This window comes from Rhizobium sp. 007 (assembly GCF_015353075.1).
Lineage (GTDB): Bacteria > Pseudomonadota > Alphaproteobacteria > Rhizobiales > Rhizobiaceae > Rhizobium.
In genome coordinates this window covers 2,090,743-2,111,485 of the sequence record NZ_CP064187.1, presented here as the reverse complement: position 1 = coordinate 2,111,485, position 20,743 = coordinate 2,090,743, and the positions used below count along the sequence as shown (strand labels likewise).

The window sequence follows — 20,743 nt, the reverse complement described above, 5'->3', positions numbered from 1 at the left end:
TATCTATCCAGAACGGCCAGTCGATTGCCAGTAATGAAAAAGGCCGCGACGGGAAACCGCCGCGGCCTTTGATTGACCTGGAGGCAGTCTCGATCAGACTTCGTCGCGGCCCGATGCCAGGATTGAGATCAGCGTGATCACGGCAGCAAGGCCGAGATAGTAGCCGACATAAAGCATGCCGTAGTTCGTCTGCAGCCAGGTGGCGATATAGGGGGCCAGCGAGGCGCCGAAGATGCCGGCAAGATTGAAGGTGATCGACGAGCCGGTGTAGCGCACTGCGGTCGGGAAGGGGGCCGCCAGCGCGGTACCGATCAGGCCGTATGTCATGCCCATGAGTGCCATGGCGACAATCGCGAAGACGACGATGCTGCCTTCGCCGCCCGTCATCAGGCCGGGCAGGAAGAACGAGAAGATACCGATCACGACGGTGGTAAGGATCAGCACTTCGCGGCGTCCGAATCTTTCAGCGAGCCTGCCGGCGGCGGGGATGAAGATGCCGAAGGCGACCGAGCCGACAATCTGGATTTCCAGCGCGTCCAGGAAGGGAATTTTCAGAACCTTGACGTTGTAGGACAGCAGATAGGCCGAGCCGATGTAGAAGAGCACGAAGGTCGCGAGCGCCACGAAGGTGCCTAGGAACAAGCTGCGCTTGTGCTTGCGGAACAGTTCCGCAACCGGCACGGCAACACGCTCATGCTTGTCAATTGCCTTCTGGAAGGCCGGTGTTTCAGTGATCGAGAGACGAACCCACAGGCCGATGACGATCAGGACGATCGAGGCGATGAATGGAACGCGCCAGCCCCAGCTCAAAAGCGCGTCCTGCGAGATGACCTGCAGCAGCAGCCAGAAGACGCCGGAGGAGAGAAAGAGGCCGACGGGTGCGCCGAGCTGCGGGAACATGCCGTACCAGCTGCGCTTGCCTTCCGGCGCATTCTCGGTTGCGAGGAGAACAGCGCCACCCCATTCGCCGCCGAGGCCGAAGCCCTGGCCGAACCGGCACAATGCGAGCAGCAGCGGCGCCACGACGCCGATCGATCCGTAGGAGGGCAGCAGGCCGATAACGACCGTAGAAATACCCATGGTCAGGAGGGCGGCGACCAGCGTCGTCTTGCGACCGATCCTGTCGCCGAAATGACCGAAGACAACGGCGCCGAGCGGACGGGCGAAGAAGGCGATCGAGAAGGTGGCAAAGGAAGCGAGAAGGGCGGTGGTCGGATCGTTGTTCGGGAAGAACAGCGTCGGGAAGACCAGGACGGCTGCCGTCGCATAGACATAAAAATCAAAGAATTCGATCGTGGTGCCGACAAGGCTCGCGATCAGAACGCGCGCCGGCGAATTGACTTGCGCACTGTTCGATGAAGCGGAGGTCGGCGATACGGGAGATATCGCGTCAGACATTTTTATTCCATTCGGGATTTAATAAAGAGCGCCCTTGGAAAGGGTCGAAGGCTCTTAACGCAATTTTAATTCCGCGCAAACGCCGAATGGGCAAGAAAGTGATGAAATCCGATGCCGCCGCACCGCGATGATTTTCGTCTCGCGTACTATGATTAGCTGCGTGGCCAACGCTACCTGAAATTGAGGGGATTGACGGGAATCAGTTTTAGGCGACTTCCTTCTTCGCTCTCTGATTGAGATTGAAGGAAGAAATATGCAGAAAAGGCTTATTGCAGAGTTTTTGGGGACGTTCTGGCTGGTCTTTGGCGGATGCGGCAGTGCCGTTCTTGCTGCAGCCTTTCCGGACCTTGGAATCGGCTTTGCCGGTGTTTCACTGGCATTCGGCCTGACCGTGCTGACGATGGCTTACGCCGTGGGCGGCGTTTCGGGGGGCCATTTCAATCCGGCCGTTTCCGTCGGCCTTGCGGTCGCCGGCCGATTCCCGGTGGGACGCCTCGTTCCCTATATCGTCGTGCAGGTGATCGGTGCCATTGCGGCCGCCGCTCTCCTCTATCTCGTTGCAAGCGGCAAGGCCGGCTTTGAATTGGGAGGCTTTGCCTCCAACGGCTATGGGGAGCATTCTCCCGGCGGCTATTCGCTGACTTCGGCATTGGTCATCGAAGTCGCTCTGACGCTGGTCTTCCTGATCGTCATTTTGGGCTCCACGCATGGCAGGGCACCCGCTGGCTTTGCGCCGCTTGCGATCGGCCTGGCGCTGACGCTGATCCACCTGATCTCGATCCCGGTGACGAACACATCCGTCAATCCCGCCCGCTCGACAGGCCAGGCTCTCTTTGTCGGCGGCTGGGCCCTGCAGCAGCTTTGGCTCTTCTGGCTGGCGCCGATCGCCGGCGGTGCGCTTGGCGGGCTTGTCTGGAACCTGCTCGACAAGGACGACTGAGGGCGGCCTTCGCCGCCTGTCCGGGCGAACCCGCATGGATCATCTGTGCGGGTTTTTTCATGCTGTGAGCGAACTTCAGCATGTCGCCCCAACGCGCTGATTTCGAGTCGGAAACATGCAGGCCGAGAGGGGTTCCTGAGGGGTGGAAACCTTTCGGGAAGGCACCCGGTTAATAAAAGTAAACACTTCATTAACCATAATGTTGTCATATCCCTCCCATGTCTGAGGCGAAGCGGATTCGCGGGCAAGCTTGGTGCAAGCCTCGAAAATCAGGCTGAGGTTTATTTTGGGGGTTCGTATGAGTCGCAAGCATGTCGCTGTCCTGATGGGCGGATTTTCCTCGGAGCGGCCGGTGAGCCTGTCTTCGGGAACGGCTTGCGCGGATGCTCTCGAGGGCGAGGGCTTCCAGGTTACGCGGATCGATGTCGATCGCGATATTTCTGCGAAGCTGGCGGGGCTTCGTCCCGATGTCGCCTTCAATGCGCTGCATGGCCCCTTCGGTGAGGATGGCACCATCCAGGGCATCCTCGAATATCTCGAAATTCCCTACACGCATTCCGGCGTTCTTGCCTCTGCGCTTGCGATGGACAAGGGCAAGGCCAAGGGGGTTGCGGCGGCGGCCGGCGTCCCTGTGGCGCAATCGGAAGTCATCAATCGCTTCGCCTTTCCGGCCGAGCATCCAATGAAGCCGCCCTATGTCGTGAAGCCTGTCCGGGAGGGCTCCAGTTTCGGTGTCGTGATCGTTCACGAGGATCAGGCCCATCCGCCGCAGATCATCAGTTCGCCGGAGTGGCGCTATGGCGAAGAGGTCATCGTCGAGCGGTATGTCTATGGCCGCGAACTGACATGCGGTGTCATGGGCGACAAGGCTCTCGGCGTGACCGAAGTGGTGCCGCAGGGTCACAACTTCTATGACTATGATGCCAAGTATGCTGCGGGCGGCTCAAAACACGTCATCCCGGCGAAAATTTCACCGAATATTTACCAAAAAATACAAACATTGGCGTTAAGGGCGCATCAAGCAATTGGTTGTCGTGGGGTCAGTCGGTCCGACTTCCGTTACGACGACCGGTTCTCCGAAGATGGTGAAGTTATCTGGCTGGAAGTGAATACCCAGCCGGGCATGACGCCAACCTCCCTTGTGCCCGAAATGGCCGGCCATGCCGGTTATTCCTTTGGTGAATTCTTGCGTTGGATGGTGGAGGACGCCTCTTGTTCTCGTTGACGGTCAAAAGGATAGGGCGCCCAAGCCGTCAACCGAGCGTCGCTCTTGCTGAGGGCGATGGGCGGATGGTTCTCCCGCGTCCGCTGCGCCGTGCGGTGCGCTTCCTCGTCAGTCTCGGAACTGGCCGGATCCATATTCCTGCGCATGCCGGGACGATTTCTGCCCTTGCATTCTTCGCGGCGACCGGCCTCTACGGCATGTCGCTCGGCGGCCATACGGAAACAGTCGCGCAGGCGGCGACGACGGCTGCCGGTTTCGCCATCGAGGATGTGAAGGTTTCGGGCAATTCCGAAACCTCCGAAATCGAAATCTTTGAACTTCTTGGTCTCGACGGAACGACGTCGCTGGTGGCGCTCGATGTCGATGCTGCGCGCCGGAAGATCGTCAAGCTTCCGTGGGTCGAAAGCGTCGAGGTCAGGAAGATTTATCCGAAGACGATCGAGGTCAAGCTCAAGGAGCGCCAGGCCTATGCGATCTGGCAGCACGGGCAGGAGCTTTCGCTGATCGAAAGGAATGGCAGCGTCATTGCGCCGCTTCGCGACAACAAGTTTTCGACGTTGCCGCTCGTTGTCGGCCGAGATGCAGAAAGTGCTGCGGCTTCGCTCGAAGGCGAGTTTTCGAAGTGGCCGGACATCACGTCGCGCGTGAAGGCTTACGTCTGGGTCTCCGGCCGCCGCTGGGACCTGCACATGGATAACGGCGTGGTGGTGAAGCTGCCGTCCGACGATGTCGATCAGGCGCTCGCCAGGCTGTCGAAATTCAACAAGGAACAGGATCTTCTGGCGCGCGACATCGCAGCGGTCGATCTCAGGCTGGTGGACAGGACCGCGATCCAACTGACCCCGGAGGCGATGGCGCGCCGGCAGGTCGTTGTCGATCAGCGGACCAAGGATTTGAAGAAGGCGGGGCAGAATATATGAGCTTGTTCGGTTCGTCCCATTTCGGATTGCCGCGCCTGAAGCCGCTGTCGTCGAAGCGGTCGCATATCGTTTCGGTGCTCGACATCGGATCGACCAAGGTCGTTTGCATGATCGGCCGCCTGACGCCCCGCGAAGAGAGCGAGATTCTTCCGGGCCGCACGCACGACATCGAAATCATCGGCATCGGCCACCAGCGCTCCCGCGGCATCAAGACCGGCGTCATCGCCGATCTCGATGCGCTCGAAGGCGTCATCCGACTTGCCGTCGATGCGGCCGAGCGTATGGCGGGCCTTACCGTCGAAAGCCTGATTGTCAATCTGACGGCCGGCCGTCTGGGCAGCGACATCTACACGGCGACGATTGATCTCGGCGGCCAGGAAGTCGAACTCAACGATCTCAAGAAGGTGCTTGCAGCCGCCTGCCAGCAGTCGCTGCGCCAGGATCGCGCCGTGCTGCACTCTCTCGCAACCGGCTTCTCGCTCGATGGCGAACGCGGTATCCGCGACCCGCTGGCGATGTATGGCGATGTGCTTGGCGTCGACATGCATGTCGTGACCGCCGAACGTGCCGCATTGAAGAACCTCGAGCTCAGCGTCAATCGCGCGCATCTCTCCGTCGAGGGCATCGTTGCGACACCTTACGCCTCCGGGCTGGCGGCTCTCGTCGACGACGAGGTCGAGCTCGGCTGCTGCGCGATCGATATGGGCGGCGGCGCGACGACGATCTCGGTCTTTGCCGAAGGCAAGCTGGTCCATACGGATGCCGTCGGTCTTGGGGGCCTTCACGTCACGACCGATCTGGCGCGCGGCCTTTCGACCCGCATCGAAGACGCGGAGCGCCTGAAAGTGGTTCACGCTTCGGCATTCTCGAACTCCTCTGACGAGCGCGAGCTCATCTCGATCCCGCCGATCGGGGAAGACGAGCGCGATCAGCCGACGCAGGTGCCGCGCGCGCTCGTTTCGCGCATCGTCGGTGCACGCATCGAGGAAACGATGGAATTGATCCGCGACCGGATCCAGCGCTCGGGCTTCAGCCCGATCGTCGGAAAGCGCGTCGTGCTGACGGGCGGCGCAAGCCAGTTGACCGGTCTTGCGGAAGTGGCGCGGCGCATCCTGGCGCGCAACGTCCGCATCGGCCGTCCGATGGGCGTCTCGGGTCTGCCGACGGCAGCCAAGGGACCGGCGTTTTCGACGGCGGTCGGACTGATGATCTATCCGCAGGTCGCGGACATGGAAACACATGCGTCACAGAGCGGTCTGCTCATGTCGCTTGGGGGTAATAACAGCCGCATCGCCCGGATGGGCCAGTGGCTGAAGGAAAGCTTCTGATATTGAGTGAATTGGCCGGCGTGGCGATGCGGCCATAAAGAGAAGGAACAGGTACCATGACTATCAAGCTGCAAAAGCCGGATATCACTGAGCTGAAGCCGCGTATCACCGTGTTCGGTGTCGGCGGCGGCGGCGGCAATGCTGTCAACAACATGATCTCTGCCGGTCTCCAGGGCGTCGACTTCGTCGTTGCCAATACGGATGCCCAGGCGCTGACCATGACGAAGGCCGAACGCATCATCCAGCTCGGCGCCAACGTCACCGAGGGTCTCGGTGCCGGTTCGCAGCCGGAAGTCGGCCGCGCAGCCGCCGAAGAGTGCATCGATGAGATCATCGATCACCTCAACGGCACGCATATGTGCTTCGTCACCGCCGGCATGGGCGGCGGCACAGGTACGGGTGCTGCGCCGGTCGTCGCGCAGGCCGCGCGCAACAAGGGCATCCTGACCGTCGGCGTCGTCACCAAGCCGTTCCACTTCGAAGGCGGCCGCCGCATGCGTCTTGCCGAATCCGGCATCGAGGAACTGCAGAAGTCAGTCGATACGCTGATCGTCATTCCGAACCAGAACCTCTTCCGTATCGCAAACGACAAGACGACCTTCGCCGATGCTTTCGCCATGGCCGACCAGGTTCTCTATTCGGGCGTTGCCTGCATCACGGATCTGATGGTGAAGGAAGGTCTCATCAACCTCGATTTCGCCGACGTCCGCTCGGTCATGCGCGAAATGGGCCGCGCGATGATGGGCACCGGCGAAGCATCCGGCCAGGGACGCGCGATGCAGGCTGCCGAAGCTGCAATCGCCAACCCGCTGCTCGATGAAACCTCGATGAAGGGTGCTCAGGGCCTCCTGATCTCCATCACCGGCGGCCGCGACCTGACGCTCTTCGAAGTCGACGAGGCTGCGACCCGCATTCGCGAAGAAGTCGATCCGGATGCCAACATCATCCTCGGCGCGACCTTCGACGAATCGCTCGAAGGCATCATCCGTGTCTCTGTCGTTGCGACCGGTATCGACCGTGCGATGAACGAAGCTGCTGCCAAGAACTTCCAGCCTGCCGCCAAGCCGACTATCCGTCCTTCCGCGGCCGTTGCTCCGGCACCGGCCGCAGTTCAGCCTGCGCCAATCATGCAGGCACCGAAGCCGGCCGATCCGATCGCGCAGACCATCCGCATGGCAGAAGCCGAGATCGAACGCGAGCTCGAAATCCCGGCTCCGCGGCCTGCAGCTCCGGTTCAGCAGCCTGTTGCTCAGGACGCGTTCCGTCCGCAGAGCCGCATCTTCGCAGCCGCTCAAGAAGCTCCGGCCGCTCGTCCGGCTCCGGTGCAGCCCGCGCCGGCACCCGTTATGAGCCAGCCGGCGCCGCAGCCGGTCATGCAGCAGCAGCCGGTTCGCCAGGAACCTGCCATGCAGCAGCCGGTCCGCATGCCGAAGGTCGAGGACTTCCCGCCGGTCGTTCAGGCCGAGATCGATCACCGCGCCCAACCAGCTGCCGCACAGGCGCATGAGGAGCGCGGCCCGATGGGCCTGCTGAAGCGAATCACCAATTCGCTCGGCCGCCGCGAAGAGGAAGTCGCTCCCGAGATGACGGCAGCGCCTGCCGCCGCTTCGCAGCAGCGCCGCCCGCTCTCGCCCGAGGCGAGCCTTTATGCGCCACGCCGCGGCAATCTCGACGACCAGGGCCGCAGTGTTCCGCAGGCCCGCATGATGCAGGAAGACGACCAGCTTGAGATTCCTGCCTTCTTGCGCCGCCAGTCGAACTGAGCGGACACAGAATCGCCACGCATGTGCCCGGGATCACGGTTCCGGGCGCAGCTGTTTCAAAGTGTCATATAAGTTGATGATTCCTAAATCATTTCAAGCGGATGGTTTCGTAACAAAGCGAAACGAACAGTGATTTGGATTGGAGCCCGGCCGCACGTATGAATGACGTCATGGGACCGTGCCTTGCCGCCTTCATGGCGACAATTCGGCGATGGGCAAAATAGGTTGGCGGTTGGTTATTCGGTGCTTTTGGCGCTACGGACCGTAAATGCAATAAAGGCAGAATTTTATGGTTATTGGCATGCTTGGCTTCCAGACGACGGTTTCGCGCCCGGTGACGCTTTCGGGCACCGGCGTCCATTCCGGCGCGGAAGTCACCATTACTTTCAATCCGGCTGAAGTCGATACCGGCGTCGTTTTCCATCGCATGCATGACGACGGCAGCGTCACCGAGCTGCGTGCCGTCTCCGCTCAGGTCGGCAGCACCGATCTCTGCACCGTCCTTGGCTTTTCCCCGGCGCATTCGGTTGCGACGATCGAACATGTCATGGCAGCGCTCTACGCGCTCGGCCTCGATAACGTCGTGATCGAGGTTTACGGCGCCGAAATGCCGATCATGGACGGCAGTTCGGCACCCTTTATCGAGGCGATCGAGCAGATTGGCCTCGTTTCGCTCGGCGTGAAGCGCCGCTATATCCGCATCACCAAGCCGGTTCGCATCGAGCATGGCGGCTCCTGGAGCGAGTTCCGTCCGTATGACGGCACGCGCTTCGAAGTCGAGATCGATTTCGAATGCCCGCTGATCGGCCATCAGAAATGGGAAGGAAATCTGACGGCAGCGACCTTCAAGTCCGAACTGTCGCGCGCACGCACCTTCGGCTTCATGCGTGACGTGGAGCGTCTCTGGGCCTCCGGCCATGCGCTCGGTTCGTCACTTGAGAATTCAGTCGTCATCTCCGACGACAATACGGTCATCAACGTCGAAGGCTTGCGCTACGCAAAGGATGAGTTCGTGCGTCACAAGGCGCTCGATGCCGTCGGCGACCTGGCACTTGCCGGCGCTCCCTTCATCGGCTGCTACCGCTCTTATCGCGGTGGTCACAAGATGAATGCCAATGCTTTGAAGGCGCTGCTCAGCGACACGACTGCCTACGAAGTTGTCGAGACTTCTGCTGCGCGCCCGCGCGTTACACCCCGCGATTTCGTCGCCGTTAACGCTCCCGGATTCGCCCCCTGGTCGGCATGACCTCCACACCAAATTTCAGGCCAGGGCCGCCTCTTTCGGGAGGCGGTTTTTTTTTAAGCACTTCCGTAAGCCGATAACTGTTCTGCAGCATATGCTTAGGAGCAACAGGTCCGATTAAAGTCAAAAACCGGGATATTCTGACGCTTGCTGCCACAAAAATGCGTTAATGGCTCATCATTGCGTTGCTCTCGCCACACATTTGTGGCTAGAAACGCCCGCGAGGTGTGGCTGCCGCAGGGTGGGGTAGCGGCAGTTGGGATTCTTCTATGGATTATGCAAGGTCTGAAGGTATGATGAAGACAGCGCGCGCTTTGCTCGCATCGCTCGTGATTTTGAGTGCAGGCGCCTTGATTTCCGGTTGCCAGTCGGACCCTGATATCGACATCACCAAGCTCGGCCTTAACAACGATCCGCCGGACGTCCTCTACAACCAGGCGCTTGCCAACATGAAGGCCGGCAACATGGCCGAAGCCGCGCGCAAGTTCGACGCGATCGACCGCGAAAACCCGTTCTCCGAATGGGCGCGCAAGGCTCTCGTGATGAGCACCTTCGTGAAGTACCGCCAGGGCAAGATCGACGACGCCCTCGCATCGGGCAACCGCTATATGGCGCAATATCCGAAGTCTGAAGATGCGGCATATGTTCAGTATCTGATCGGCCTCAGCTATTCGAAGCAGATTTCCGACGTGACGCAGGATCAGCGGGCTTCCTCCAAGACCATCGAAGCCATGCAGGCCGTCATCGACAACTATCCGGACTCCGAATATGTCGACGACGCGCAGGCCAAGATCCGCTACGCCCGCGACCAGCTCGCCGGCAAGGAAATGCAGGTCGGCCGTTATTATCTCGAGCGCAAGGAATATCTTGCAGCCGTCTCCCGCTTCCGTATCGTGGTTGAGAAGTATCCGAACACGAATCAGATCGAGGAAGCGCTGGCGCGTCTCGTCGAGGCCTATTACGCGATGGGAATCGTCGAAGAAGCCCAGACGGCAGCCGCCGTTCTCGGTCACAACTATCCGGATAGCCAGTGGTATGCCGATTCCTTCAAGCTGCTGCAGTCGGGCGGTGCGGAGCCCCGGGAGAACAAGGGCTCCTGGATTTCCGCAGCCGGCAGGAAGCTGCTGCTCGGCTCGTGAGGCCTGACACGCAATGCTGATCCAGCTTTCGATCCGCGATATCGTTCTGATCGAGCGGCTGGATCTTGCCTTCGAAACCGGGCTCTCGGTTCTGACGGGCGAAACCGGTGCCGGCAAATCCATTCTCCTCGACAGTCTTTCGCTGGCGCTTGGCGGGCGCGGCGACGGCGGTCTCGTGCGCCACGGCGAGGACAAAGGGCAGGTGACGGCCGTCTTCGACGTGCCGATGGATCACGGTGTCCGCCAGCTTCTGCGCGAGAACGGGATTGATGACGAGGGCGACCTCATCTTCCGGCGCCAGCAATCGGCCGACGGCCGCACCAAGGCCTATGTCAACGATCAGCCGGTGAGCGTGCAGCTGATGCGCCAGGCCGGGCAGATGCTCGTCGAAATCCACGGCCAGCACGATGACCGTGCGCTTGTCGATACGCATGCGCACCGGCTTCTGCTCGATGCCTTCGCCGGCATCAACGAGGATGCGGCGGCGGTGTCCGAGCTTTACCGCATCTGGCGCGACGCGGAGCGAACGCTGAAAAAGCATCGCGAAAAGGTGGAGAACGCGGCCCGCGAAGCCGACTATCTCCGGTCCTCCGTCGACGAGTTGGAAAAGCTCTCGCCGCAGGACGGCGAGGAGGAGGAGCTTGCCGACCGCCGCCAGAAGATGATGAAAGCGCAACGCATTGCAGGCGACATCGCCGAGGCCTCCGAGTTTTTGAACGGCAATGCCTCTCCGGTGCCGCATATCGCCTCGCTGGTGCGCCGCCTGGAGCGCAAGAGCCACGAGGCGCCTGGACTGCTGGAAGACACGGTGGCGCTGCTCGATGCGGCTCTGGACCAGCTTTCCAACGCGCAGATGGAAGTGGAGGCAGCACTCCGAAAGACGGAATACGATCCGAAGGAACTGGAGCGCGTCGAGGAGCGACTCTTTGCCCTGCGCGCCGCGTCCCGCAAATATTCCGTGCCTGTGACCGAGCTTCCGGCGCTTGCCGTGCGAATGATCGCCGACCTTGCCGATCTCGATGCCGGCGAGGAGAAGCTGGTGAAGCTCGAAGCCGAGGTGGGTGTCGCCAAGGCGAATTACGATGCCGCGGCCCGCTCGCTTTCGGACAAGCGTCACCACGCAGGCGAAGCGCTCGCCGCCGCCGTCATGGCGGAATTGCCGGCGCTCAAGCTGGAGCGTGCGCGCTTCATGATCGAGATGACGACCGACGCGGCAGACGCAACGGCCGAGGGCATCGATGTCGTCGAGTTTCACGTTCAGACGAACCCCGGGACGCGTCCGGGCTCGATCATGAAGGTGGCATCGGGCGGCGAGCTTTCGCGCTTCCTGCTTGCTCTGAAAGTGGCGCTTGCCGATCGCGGTTCGGCGCCGACGCTCGTCTTTGACGAAATCGACACCGGTGTCGGTGGTGCCGTTGCCGATGCGATCGGCCAGCGACTGAAGCGGCTCTCCGACCGCGTGCAGGTTCTCTCGGTCACCCATGCCCCGCAGGTCGCCGCGCGTGCAGCAACGCACCTGCTTATCTCCAAGGGACCGGTTTCCGACGGCTCTGAAAAGATTGCCACGCGCGTCGCGACGATGGTGCACAAGGACCGCACGGAAGAAATCGCCCGCATGCTTGCTGGAGCCTCCGTGACCGAAGAGGCGAGGGCGGCTGCGGCTCGGCTGTTGGCGGGAAATGGTTAGGCACAAGGTCATGCCGTGGGATTGATCTTCACCCCAACTTCTCCCCCGTTTTGACGGGAGAGGGGACGTGCTTCACTCAAGCGGACGTACTGCTGAAACGGCGCGGGCATATACCTTCTCCCCGTCACAACGGGGAGAAGGTGCCGGCAGGCGGAAGAAGGGCGGCCTCATCCACCTCTCTTTCAATCCATAATTTTTGCTCTAAAACGATTCCAGATTCTCTGGAGTGATCCCGTATGCCGACCGAATCCGTTGCAGTTGAAGACCTGACGATCGACGATGCCGCCACCGAGCTCGCGCGGCTGGCGAAAGAGGTCGCCCATCACGACGCGCTCTATCATGGCAAGGATCAGCCGGAGATTTCGGACGCCGATTACGATGCACTGAAGCGGCGCAACGATGCGATCGAGGCGCGGTTTCCGGAGCTGATCCGCCAAGACAGCCCGTCGCGCCGCGTCGGCGCTGCACCTTCGGTGACCTTTGCGCCGGTCGTCCATGCGCGCCCGATGCTGTCGCTCGACAATACGTTTTCGCAGGAGGACGTGCAGGATTTTGTGGCCGGCGTCTATCGCTTCCTCGGGCGCCTGCCGGACCAGTCGATCGCCTTTACCGCCGAACCGAAGATCGATGGGCTCTCCATGTCGATCCGTTACGAGAACGGCAGGCTGGTGACGGCTGCAACGCGCGGCGACGGCACGACGGGCGAGAACGTCACGGCCAATATCCGCACCATCAAGGAGATTCCGAACGAACTGCCGAAGGGGGTGCCGGCCGTCGTGGAAGTGCGCGGTGAAGTCTACATGGCAAAGAGCGACTTTATGGCGCTCAACAAGCAGATGGAGGCCGAGGGAAAGCAGACCTATGTCAACCCGCGCAACACGGCAGCCGGATCGCTGCGCCAGCTCGACGCGAAGGTGACGGCAAGCCGCAAGCTGAAATTTTTTGCCTACGCCTGGGGCGAAATGTCCGACATGCCGGCCGACACGCAATTCGACATGGTACAGCGCTTCAGGGACTGGGGCTTTCCGGTCAATCCGGCGATGAAGCGGCTGAATTCTGTGGCCGATATCCTCGCCCATTACGACGAGATCGGCCTGAAGCGCCCCGACCTCGACTACGATATCGACGGCGTCGTCTATAAGGTCGACAGCCTTGAACTGCAGCAGCGCCTTGGCTTCCGCTCGCGCAGCCCGCGCTGGGCGACGGCGCATAAATTCCCGGCGGAACAGGCCTTCACCACCGTCGAGAAGATCGAGATTCAGGTGGGGCGTACCGGTGCATTGACGCCTGTTGCGCGGCTTACGCCCGTCACAGTCGGCGGTGTGGTAGTGACTAACGCGACGCTTCACAACGAGGATTACATCAAGGGTCTCGGCAATTCCGGTGAGCCCATTCGCGACGAGGAGCACGATATCCGGATTGGTGATACCGTGATCGTGCAGCGGGCCGGCGACGTCATCCCGCAAGTGCTCGATGTCGTCATGGAAAAGCGGCCGGCGGACGCGGTGCCCTACGAGTTTCCGAAGCGCTGCCCGGTCTGCGGTTCGCATGCGGTGCGCGAAAGAAACGAGAAAACCGGAAAGCTCGATTCGGTCACGCGCTGCACCGGCGGCTTCGTGTGCCGGGCGCAGGCAACCGAGCATCTCAAGCATTTTGTCTCGCGCAATGCCTTGGATATCGAGGGCCTGGGATCGAAACAGATCGACTTCTTCTTCGAGAGCGACGAGGAGGCACTGAGGATCCGCACCGCGCCGGATATCTTCACGCTGGAGCGGCGCCAGCAGAATTCGTTGACGAAGCTCGAAAATATCGAAGGCTTCGGCAAGGTCAGCGTCGGCAAGCTATATGCGGCGATCAACGAACGGCGCAGCATCGCGCTTCACCGCTTCATCTACGCGCTGGGCATCCGCCATGTCGGCGAGACGACGGCAAAGCTGCTGGCGCGCTCCTACGGCACCTACGAGGCTTTTGCCGCGGCGATGAAGGAGGCCGCGCCACTCTCCGGCGATGCCTGGAACGACCTGAACGCCATCGAAGGCATCGGTGAGATCGTCGCCCGCGCGATCGTGGAGTTCTACAAGGAGCCGCGCAATGTCGAGGTAATCTCGGCCCTGCTTTCGGAAGTGACGCCGCAGGAGGCGGAGCAGCCGGTCACCTCCGGCAGCCCGGTTTCCGGCAAGACGGTGGTCTTCACCGGCTCGCTCGAGAAGTTCACCCGCGACGAGGCCAAAGCCAAAGCCGAGAGCCTCGGCGCAAAGGTCGCCGGATCGGTCTCCAAGAAGACAGATATCGTCGTTGCCGGACCGGGTGCGGGCTCGAAGCTCGACAAGGCGCGCGAGCTTGGCGTCCAGACCATGGATGAGGACGAGTGGCTGGCGCTGATCCGTGGATAAGCTCACTTGAGGAGCGGCATCCTCGGGCGAAGGTGCCTTTAGGCGTTCGGTATTCAATCGTCAGCAAGGCGAACCGGACGGGACCGTCAGATATCAAGAAGACATTCGGCACCAACGTCGATCTCGCTGGCTATCACAGGGTGATCTTCGACATCGGCCGCAAAATACCGGTTGATCGTGCATGTCGCGCATAGTTATGGCGTGGGCTGATCAAATTTGTCGGGACGCATGCTGAATGTGACAGGATCGATCCGCAGATTGTGTAACGGACATCGGGCCGATTGGAAGCGATGCTGATCTCGCTTGGGCGATTGGCGAAATCACACCGTATTTCGGTGCGCCTCTGGCAACCGGCTGCGCGGAGGCGGATCGATCCGAGTGCTTTCCGATCCGATCGAAGCCTATGAAAGCCGGCACTTTCCGGCGGCCGAAGTGGAGCCGGTCGACTTTCTTCATGCCTTCATGGACATGCCGGCCGCACGCAGGCTGACCTCGGCGATGTTTTTGGATCCCGTTCCCGGGCCTTCGAGATTCTCCGTCGCAAGCGCGCGCTTACGGTGGAAATGATCGTTAAGCTCAACGAGGCATGGGGCCATTCTGGCCGATCGCCTCGGAAAGCCTTACAAGCTGGCCCTGGCTTAGACCGGCTAGAGGCGCACCCGCGCCATCGCATAAGCGTCGACATACCCCCCGGCACGGAAGGCAAAGGCCTTGAGCAGGCCTTCCTCTTCGAAGCCGAATCTTCTGTAGAGGGCGATCGCGGCCTCGTTGTCGGTGTACACCGATAGTTCCAGTCGTTTTATGTTCATCCAGTTGTCGGCCATGTCGATGAGTTCGGCGAGCAATGCGCTGCCGATGCCCTTGCCGGTGAAATCGTCGTGGACCCCCATGCCGATGCTGGCTGCATGGCTGCGCCGCCCCAGATAGCGCATCATGCCTGCGTCACCGACGATCCGGTCGTCCAATTCCGCAACGAGGTTGACCTGGCCAGGGCCGGCGTTTTCGAAGCGTTTGCGGGTTTCGTCGACGGTTTGATAGGGCAGGCGCAGGGTGCCGAAGCGGAAGCCTGGCAGGTTGATGAGCGCCGTCACTGCCTCGATATCGGAGGCGCGCAACGCCCGAATGGTCAAGCCTGCCATCGCTGGCGGACGTTCGGATGGATTGTTTTCTATCGCTTTCAAAATGCTCTCCTTGAATTTGAAAGAGGAGAGCAGACTTCAAAAACCCTGCTCACCTCGGCAGGGCTTTCGGGACTGATCGGACGGCTAACGTGCCAATGCTGCCCCGCACCCTGCATGGGTCGTGGTCATATGGATGGCCGTGGGAATGATGTTCGATCGGATCATCAGCAAAAAGTCGTTGATCCTTTCGCGAAAGTCAACCTGCGGCATTTGCCTGGCTGAAGCCGCGCGATAAGCCTGTCGTTGACGGCAGAATCGCGGAGCAGCCTTGAAGACCATCGCCATCGATTTCGAAACGGCCAATGAGCAGCGCGGCAGCGCCTGTTCGGTCGGGCTTGCCTGGATCGATGAGGGCAGGGTCACTCGTGTCGAGGAACGGCTGATCCGGCCGAAGGATATGCGTTTTTCCGGGATGAATATCGCAATCCACGGCATCCGGCCCGAGCATGTGGAAGATGCGCCGGAATTTCCGGAAGTCATGGAGGAATTCCACGATGATTTCCGGGGCGCGACGATGATCGCGCACAATGCCGCCTTCGATTTCAGCGTCTGGCGCGCTTCGCTCGACCTTTATCGCCAGTCCTATCCGGAACTCAGTTATCTCTGCAGCCTCAAGATGGCGCAGCGCATCTGGCCGCAGTTCCTCTCGCACAGATTGAACGTGATCGCCGAGCATCTCGGCCTGCGCTTTTCCCACCACAATGCCGCGGAGGATGCTGCCGTCTGCGCCCATGCGGCGATCGAGATGGCAAGGGCCGTCAAGGCCGTTGCGGTGCATGCCATTCCCGCGGCAATCGGCATGACACCCGGCAGGCTCACCGCAAACGGCTACGAACCCTGCACCTGCCGCAAGGCATAGCCAGCTTTCTTGTTTTGGCGGTGGCCGTACTTATCTAGTGAAGCGGATTATTCACGGAGCCGCCATGTCCACTTTGCGCAAGCTTGTTCTTTCCGCCGCTTCGGTTGCCGCGCTTAGCGCAGGGGCCGCGTCTGCCGAGGTCGTCGGCAAGGTCGGCGTCGACTGGATCGGCAACGACATCATCGTCGATGCCATCGCCGATCCGGAGGTGAAGGGCGTGACCTGCCACGTCACTTATTTCGACCGCAGCGTGATCGACCGGGTGAAAAACGGCAACTGGTTCGAGGATCCCTCGAACAATTCGATCGCCTGCCGCCAGACGGGACCGATCGAAATCGGTGACATCAATCTCTCGAGAGATGGCGACGAGGTGTTCAAGGCGGGCATGTCGCTCATCTGGAAGAAGCTGGTCGTTAACCGCATCTACGACAAGTCCAACGACACGCTGATCTATCTCGCACATTCGCGCGAGCTGACGGATGGCTCGGCGAAGATGTCGATCTCGACGATCCCGCTCTACGGCCAGAACGTCACCTGGAAGAACGGCAAGCCGCAATAACGAAAAGGCCCGGTTTTCGCCGGGCCCCTGGTTTTGAGCGGAAGGCTTCTTACGCAGCCTGTGCCAGTTCGTCGGCGATGACAGTGTCGAGGTTCAGGAAGCAGACCATGGTCTTTTCCAGCGCCACGATGCCGCGGCAGAAGGCGCGCTGGGCTTCCGGGATGATTTCCGGCGGCGGCTGCAGGTCTTCGCTCTTGATGGTCATCATGTCGGAAACCTGCTCGACGAGGAGGCCGACGAGCTTGCCGGCGATGTCGGTGACGATGATGGCGGAGCGCTCCGACGGCTCCGTCATCTTCATGCCGAGACGGCAGGCCATGTCGATGACCGGGATCACTGCACCGCGAAGGTTGATGAGGCCGAGCACGTAGGGCGGCGTGTGCGGCATTGGCGTCACCGGCGCCCATCCGCGGATTTCGCGGATCGCCATGATGTCGATGCAGAATTCCTGTTCGGCGAGATGAAAGGAAACGATTTCGAGATGGGAACCGGCCTGTGTGATGATGGCGCTTGTCATGATCAGAATTCTTCCCAGTTGTCTCCGGCCGAAGCGGCCACGGCTTTGGCGGCGGCGCCGCCACTGAATGCGCCCGCGACTTCGCCAATCAGGCTCCGTGCAGGTGAAAGGTTTCGGATGCGAGGCGGCGGTTGCTTCTCGCGGCGGGTGACGGGCGTTCATGCCCTCGCCGGTCTTGAACTGCCTACCCAGCGGATCGGATTTCGGCGTCCGTGGCTGATGGCAGTGTTGATGTCGTTCAGTCCAACGGATTTTTCGCTCGCAGAGGTTACGATTGATTTAACGTGCACCGCCGATACGCAAACATCTGCCAAAGCGGAGGGTGAGGCGATTAATCACGGGCGGGAAAACGGGATGTTGAATTGCCTGCGTGGCGCCGAAGAGCTATCAGGCGGGCAGTCGCGGGCCGCGCCGTCCGCTTGCTTTCAGGGGTCGCAGACATGAAGAATTTCCGTGTTGCTGTTTGGGTGGCCGTCATCATCGTCGCGGCGGTGCTCGGATGGCTGACGCTGAACATCACGAAGACGAGGGATATGCCGCTCGCCGAGGGGCCGTTCGGCGTTCCGTTCACGCTCGTTTCCCAAAGCGGCGAGCCGATCACCGAGCAGGCGTTGCGCGGCAAGCCGACCGCGGTGTTCTTCGGCTTCACGCATTGCCCCGAGGTTTGCCCGACGACGCTCTTCGAGCTCAATGGCTGGATGGAGAAAGTCGATCCGGCGGGCGACAAGATACAGGCCTATTTCGTCACGGTCGATCCGGAGCGCGATACGCCGGAAATCATGAACCAGTATGTCTCGAACGTTTCGAAGCGCATCACCGGCATCTCCGGTCCGCCGGAGAAGGTTGCCGACGTCATCAAGGGCTTCCGCGTCTACGCCAAGAAGGTGCCGGTCGATGAGAAGGATCCGAATGGTGAATATACGATGGATCACACGGCATCTGTCTTCCTCCTTGATTCCGAGGGCCGTTTCGCCGGCACGATCGCCTATGGCGAAAACCCGGACACGGCGGTAAAGAAGCTGGAGAATTTGATCAGCAAGGGATGAAACTATGGGGGCCGGGCATCGCAACATCCTGATCGCCGGTGCCGGCGCGACGGGTCTTGCGGTAGCAATCGAGCTTGCCCGGCGAGGCTTTCGCCCGCGCATCATCGACAGCGATGTAGGCCCGGTGCCGCTTTCGGAAAGCCGGGCGCTCGGCATCAATGCGCGCACGCTGACCTTGCTTTCGCCTTCCCGGGCCGCTGACGCAATCCAGCAGGAGGCCTATCGGATCGATCGCTTTCGGGTACGGTCGGGCAAGAAAGTGCTTTTCGAGATCGATCCTTCCAAAATCGACGGCCGCTTTCCGGCAATCCAGGTGCTTGCGCAGGGCTATACGGAACGGCTGCTGCTCGGCAAGCTTTCCGACTATGAAGTCGAGCCTGAATGGCAGACGGTGCTTGAAAGCGTCACCGGCACGATGGACCGACCGCATGTGACGCTGCGCCGCGCAGATGGCTCCCGCGAGGAAGTCGACCTCGATATCCTGATCGGTGCCGATGGCGCACATTCCACCGTGCGCAAGGCTGCAGGCCTCGGCTTCCCGGGCGAGGCGATCGAAAAGGCCTTCTATCTTGCGGACTACCGCTATCCGCAGCCGATCGATCCGCGTTACGTCGAGATCAGCCTGTTCAATCCCGGCATGGTCGGTCGGATTCCCGTTTCCGGTGATTCTGTGCGCTACCTCTCGACGCTTCCCGATTTCGAAAGCCGCATCGCCCATCCGGTGCCTGGCGGCGAATTGGTGTGGACCGCGAATTTCCGCATCCATTTCCGGCATGTCGAGCGCATGTCGAAGGGTAACGTCTTCCTCGCTGGTGATGCGGCGCATATCCATTCGCCGGCGGGCGCCCGTGGCATGAATCTCGGCATCGAGGATGCCTGTTGGCTCGCCTATCTGATATCGGAAGGCAGGGAACAGGACTATGCGGACCTTCGAATGCCGGCGGTCAAAATGGTCTTGAAGCAGACCTATGGGCTAACGAGGCTGGTGACCATGCATCATCCGGTTGCGATCGGCCTTCGCAATTTTTTCACACCGCTGCTGATCCGCGTTCCGGGCTTTGCCAGGCGGTTTCTTCGCAGCGTTGCCGGTTATGACACGCCGCCGCCGGTCTGGATCGACGGCGCGCAATAGAAATAGGAAAAGTTCGAGTGAGTGAAATTCGCCTGTATGTGACGACGGCCGAAAAAAAGGCCGGGCAGGTTCTCGATCTTCTGACCGAAGTTTTCGGTGAAGAGGACTTCGCGATTGCGACGACCGAGATCGATGAGAAGAAGGATATCTGGGAAGCCTCCGTCTATATGATGAGGGAGGACGAGGACGAGGTTCGCCTTCGCGTCGAGGAGGCGCTTAAGGCGCCGTTCCCCGACCTGAGGGTCGAGCGCGAAGTCATTCCCGATATCGATTGGGTGGCGAAATCCCTTGAAGGCCTGAAGCCTGTCCGGGCAGGGCGCTTCCTCGTGCATGGCTCGCATGATCGCGGCAAGGTCCGCCCCGGGGATATCGGTATCGAAATCGATGCGGGGCAGGCTTTCGGCACCGGCCATCATGGCACGACGGCCGGCTGCCTGGAGGTGATCGACAGCGTGTTGCGTTCGCGGCCGGTCGGCAATGCGCTGGACCTCGGCACGGGCAGCGGCGTCCTGGCGATTGCGGTGCGCAAGCTCAAGAATATCCCAGTTCTCGCAACCGACATCGACCCGATCGCCACGCGTGTCGCGGCCGAAAACGTGCGGCGGAACGGCATTGCCTCGGGGATCGTTGCGAAGACTGCGCCAGGCTTTCATTCGACGGCCTTTGCGGAACACGGGCCGTTCGACCTTATCATCGCCAATATTCTGGCGCGGCCGCTGATCAAGATGGCGCCGAAGCTGGCCGAGCACCTGGCGCCTTCCGGTTCGGTGATCCTGTCAGGCATCCTCGCAGAACAGCGCTGGAAGGTGCTTTCGGCCTATAATGGCGCGAAGCTCCGCCACGTCCGCACCATCTGGCGAAACGGCTGGGTGACGATCCATCTCGACCGTCCGTAAGCTACCGGCAAAAAAAGAAGGCGGTGCCATTGGCACCGCCTTCGACCGTTAAACGGCCATGCCCGCGAGCTCGAAGGAGGAGGAGCGCTCGAGCGGGCTCTACAGTTCTGATTGCCGGTCCGTTGAGGGAGGAGGAGAAACGAAACGGCAAATAGCTCAGAACGCGTAGCTGGGTACACCCTTGTGGTGCGTAACTTTGTGGCCCGTGCCGAGCATCTTGAGGCTATCCCCATTGAGCGGGCGGCGGGCACCGATGACGTGATGCACAGTCTGGCGTTCGCCAGCCTGCACCGGGCTGCTGTAAGCGAAGCGCGACAGAGAGGCAGTCATTTTCATTTCCTTTTCGTTGCAGGCTCGGTTTCCGAAGCCGTTTGATGCGCCGTATATAGCTATTCCCAAATCCTGAGGCAGAGGGTTTCATTCATGGGAGCCATGCGTTGAATGCATAAAGCGTGCCAGTTTCGGTTTTCTTGTCACATTTCTGCCAAAATATTGAGCGGCCTGACATGGGGCAAAG

Annotated in this window: 18 protein-coding genes and 2 pseudogenes; 15 read left to right on the top strand and 5 right to left on the bottom strand. The window is 60.8% G+C overall.

All coding sequences use genetic code 11. The features are described from left to right. Window positions 1–93: 93 nt before the first annotated feature. Complete coding sequence (locus tag ISN39_RS10715) at window positions 94–1,398, bottom strand: MFS transporter (protein ID WP_074068925.1); 1,305 nt, start codon at window positions 1,396–1,398, stop codon at window positions 94–96. A gap of 253 nt (window positions 1,399–1,651) precedes the next feature. Between ISN39_RS10715 and aqpZ the strand changes: the two genes are divergently transcribed. The 10 genes and pseudogenes from aqpZ to ISN39_RS10665 all read left to right on the top strand — a co-directional run bounded on the left by aqpZ (window position 1,652) and on the right by ISN39_RS10665 (window position 14,302). Next, window positions 1,652–2,338 (top strand): aquaporin Z, encoded by a 687-nt coding sequence (gene aqpZ, locus ISN39_RS10710; RefSeq protein ID WP_194730031.1) that lies wholly within the window; start codon window positions 1,652–1,654, stop codon window positions 2,336–2,338. Window positions 2,339–2,636: 298 nt separating this feature from the next. After that, window positions 2,637–3,563, top strand: coding sequence for a D-alanine--D-alanine ligase (locus ISN39_RS10705; protein WP_194730030.1), 927 nt, complete (start codon window positions 2,637–2,639; stop codon window positions 3,561–3,563). Next, entirely contained in the window at window positions 3,551–4,483 is a 933-nt protein-coding gene (locus ISN39_RS10700) for a cell division protein FtsQ/DivIB (RefSeq protein WP_194730029.1), read from the top strand. Before ISN39_RS10705 ends, ISN39_RS10700 begins: the two co-directional genes overlap by 13 nt. Further along, window positions 4,480–5,811 carry a cell division protein FtsA gene (gene ftsA / locus ISN39_RS10695; protein ID WP_022714376.1) on the top strand — a complete coding sequence of 444 codons (1,332 nt, stop codon included), beginning with the start codon at window positions 4,480–4,482 and terminating at the stop codon, window positions 5,809–5,811. Before ISN39_RS10700 ends, ftsA begins: the two co-directional genes overlap by 4 nt. A gap of 56 nt (window positions 5,812–5,867) precedes the next feature. Continuing rightward, window positions 5,868–7,574 carry a cell division protein FtsZ gene (gene ftsZ, locus ISN39_RS10690; RefSeq protein WP_194730028.1) on the top strand — a complete coding sequence of 569 codons (1,707 nt, stop codon included), beginning with the start codon at window positions 5,868–5,870 and terminating at the stop codon, window positions 7,572–7,574. Window positions 7,575–7,863: 289 nt separating this feature from the next. Further along, on the top strand, window positions 7,864–8,820 hold the full coding sequence (gene lpxC, locus ISN39_RS10685; RefSeq protein ID WP_194730027.1) for a UDP-3-O-acyl-N-acetylglucosamine deacetylase: 957 nt from the start codon (window positions 7,864–7,866) through the stop codon (window positions 8,818–8,820). 266 nt (window positions 8,821–9,086) lie between these two features. After that, window positions 9,087–9,956 (top strand): outer membrane protein assembly factor BamD, encoded by an 870-nt coding sequence (locus ISN39_RS10680; RefSeq protein WP_183922579.1) that lies wholly within the window; start codon window positions 9,087–9,089, stop codon window positions 9,954–9,956. Between the two features lie 13 nt (window positions 9,957–9,969). Beyond that, on the top strand, window positions 9,970–11,643 hold the full coding sequence (gene recN, locus ISN39_RS10675) for a DNA repair protein RecN (protein ID WP_194730026.1): 1,674 nt from the start codon (window positions 9,970–9,972) through the stop codon (window positions 11,641–11,643). 236 nt (window positions 11,644–11,879) lie between these two features. Then, window positions 11,880–14,036 (top strand): NAD-dependent DNA ligase LigA, encoded by a 2,157-nt coding sequence (ligA, locus tag ISN39_RS10670; RefSeq protein ID WP_194730025.1) that lies wholly within the window; start codon window positions 11,880–11,882, stop codon window positions 14,034–14,036. After that, a pseudogene (locus ISN39_RS10665) lies at window positions 14,012–14,302 on the top strand (type II toxin-antitoxin system HigB family toxin). Before ligA ends, ISN39_RS10665 begins: the two are co-directional and overlap by 25 nt. Window positions 14,303–14,683: 381 nt before the next feature. On the opposite strand, the gene ISN39_RS10660 reads toward ISN39_RS10665, so the two are convergent. Beyond that, window positions 14,684–15,175 (bottom strand): GNAT family N-acetyltransferase, encoded by a 492-nt coding sequence (locus ISN39_RS10660; protein WP_194730157.1) that lies wholly within the window; start codon window positions 15,173–15,175, stop codon window positions 14,684–14,686. Window positions 15,176–15,485: 310 nt separating this feature from the next. Here ISN39_RS10660 and ISN39_RS10655 point away from each other — a divergent pair, with 310 nt between their 5' ends. Then, window positions 15,486–16,076 carry a 3'-5' exonuclease gene (locus tag ISN39_RS10655; protein ID WP_194730024.1) on the top strand — a complete coding sequence of 197 codons (591 nt, stop codon included), beginning with the start codon at window positions 15,486–15,488 and terminating at the stop codon, window positions 16,074–16,076. A 64-nt stretch (window positions 16,077–16,140) separates the two neighbouring features. After that, the gene (locus ISN39_RS10650) at window positions 16,141–16,635 is read left to right on the top strand and encodes a CreA family protein (RefSeq protein WP_194730023.1); all 495 of its coding nucleotides are present in this window, start codon (window positions 16,141–16,143) and stop codon (window positions 16,633–16,635) included. 49 nt (window positions 16,636–16,684) lie between these two features. Here the strand turns inward: ISN39_RS10650 and ISN39_RS10645 are convergent, their stop codons facing one another. Then, window positions 16,685–17,152 (bottom strand): chemotaxis protein CheW, encoded by a 468-nt coding sequence (locus ISN39_RS10645; protein ID WP_022714385.1) that lies wholly within the window; start codon window positions 17,150–17,152, stop codon window positions 16,685–16,687. 2 nt (window positions 17,153–17,154) lie between these two features. After that, window positions 17,155–17,439, bottom strand: a pseudogene (locus ISN39_RS36255) (methyl-accepting chemotaxis protein); the annotation flags it as partial. A 153-nt stretch (window positions 17,440–17,592) separates the two neighbouring features. Between ISN39_RS36255 and ISN39_RS10640 the strand changes: the two are divergent. The 3 genes from ISN39_RS10640 to ISN39_RS10630 are packed head-to-tail and all read left to right on the top strand — an operon-like array spanning window position 17,593 to window position 20,226. After that, window positions 17,593–18,198, top strand: coding sequence for an SCO family protein (locus ISN39_RS10640; RefSeq protein ID WP_194730022.1), 606 nt, complete (start codon window positions 17,593–17,595; stop codon window positions 18,196–18,198). A gap of 4 nt (window positions 18,199–18,202) precedes the next feature. Beyond that, window positions 18,203–19,330, top strand: a complete 1,128-nt coding sequence (locus ISN39_RS10635; protein WP_194730021.1) for an NAD(P)/FAD-dependent oxidoreductase — start codon at window positions 18,203–18,205, stop codon at window positions 19,328–19,330. Window positions 19,331–19,347: 17 nt separating this feature from the next. Next, a complete protein-coding gene (locus ISN39_RS10630) occupies window positions 19,348–20,226 on the top strand; it encodes a 50S ribosomal protein L11 methyltransferase (protein WP_194730020.1) in 879 nt (292 codons plus the stop codon). 156 nt (window positions 20,227–20,382) lie between these two features. Here ISN39_RS10630 and ISN39_RS10625 read toward each other — a convergent pair whose 3' ends face one another. Further along, window positions 20,383–20,556, bottom strand: coding sequence for a hypothetical protein (locus ISN39_RS10625; RefSeq protein WP_165918524.1), 174 nt, complete (start codon window positions 20,554–20,556; stop codon window positions 20,383–20,385). Window positions 20,557–20,743 lie beyond the last annotated feature (187 nt).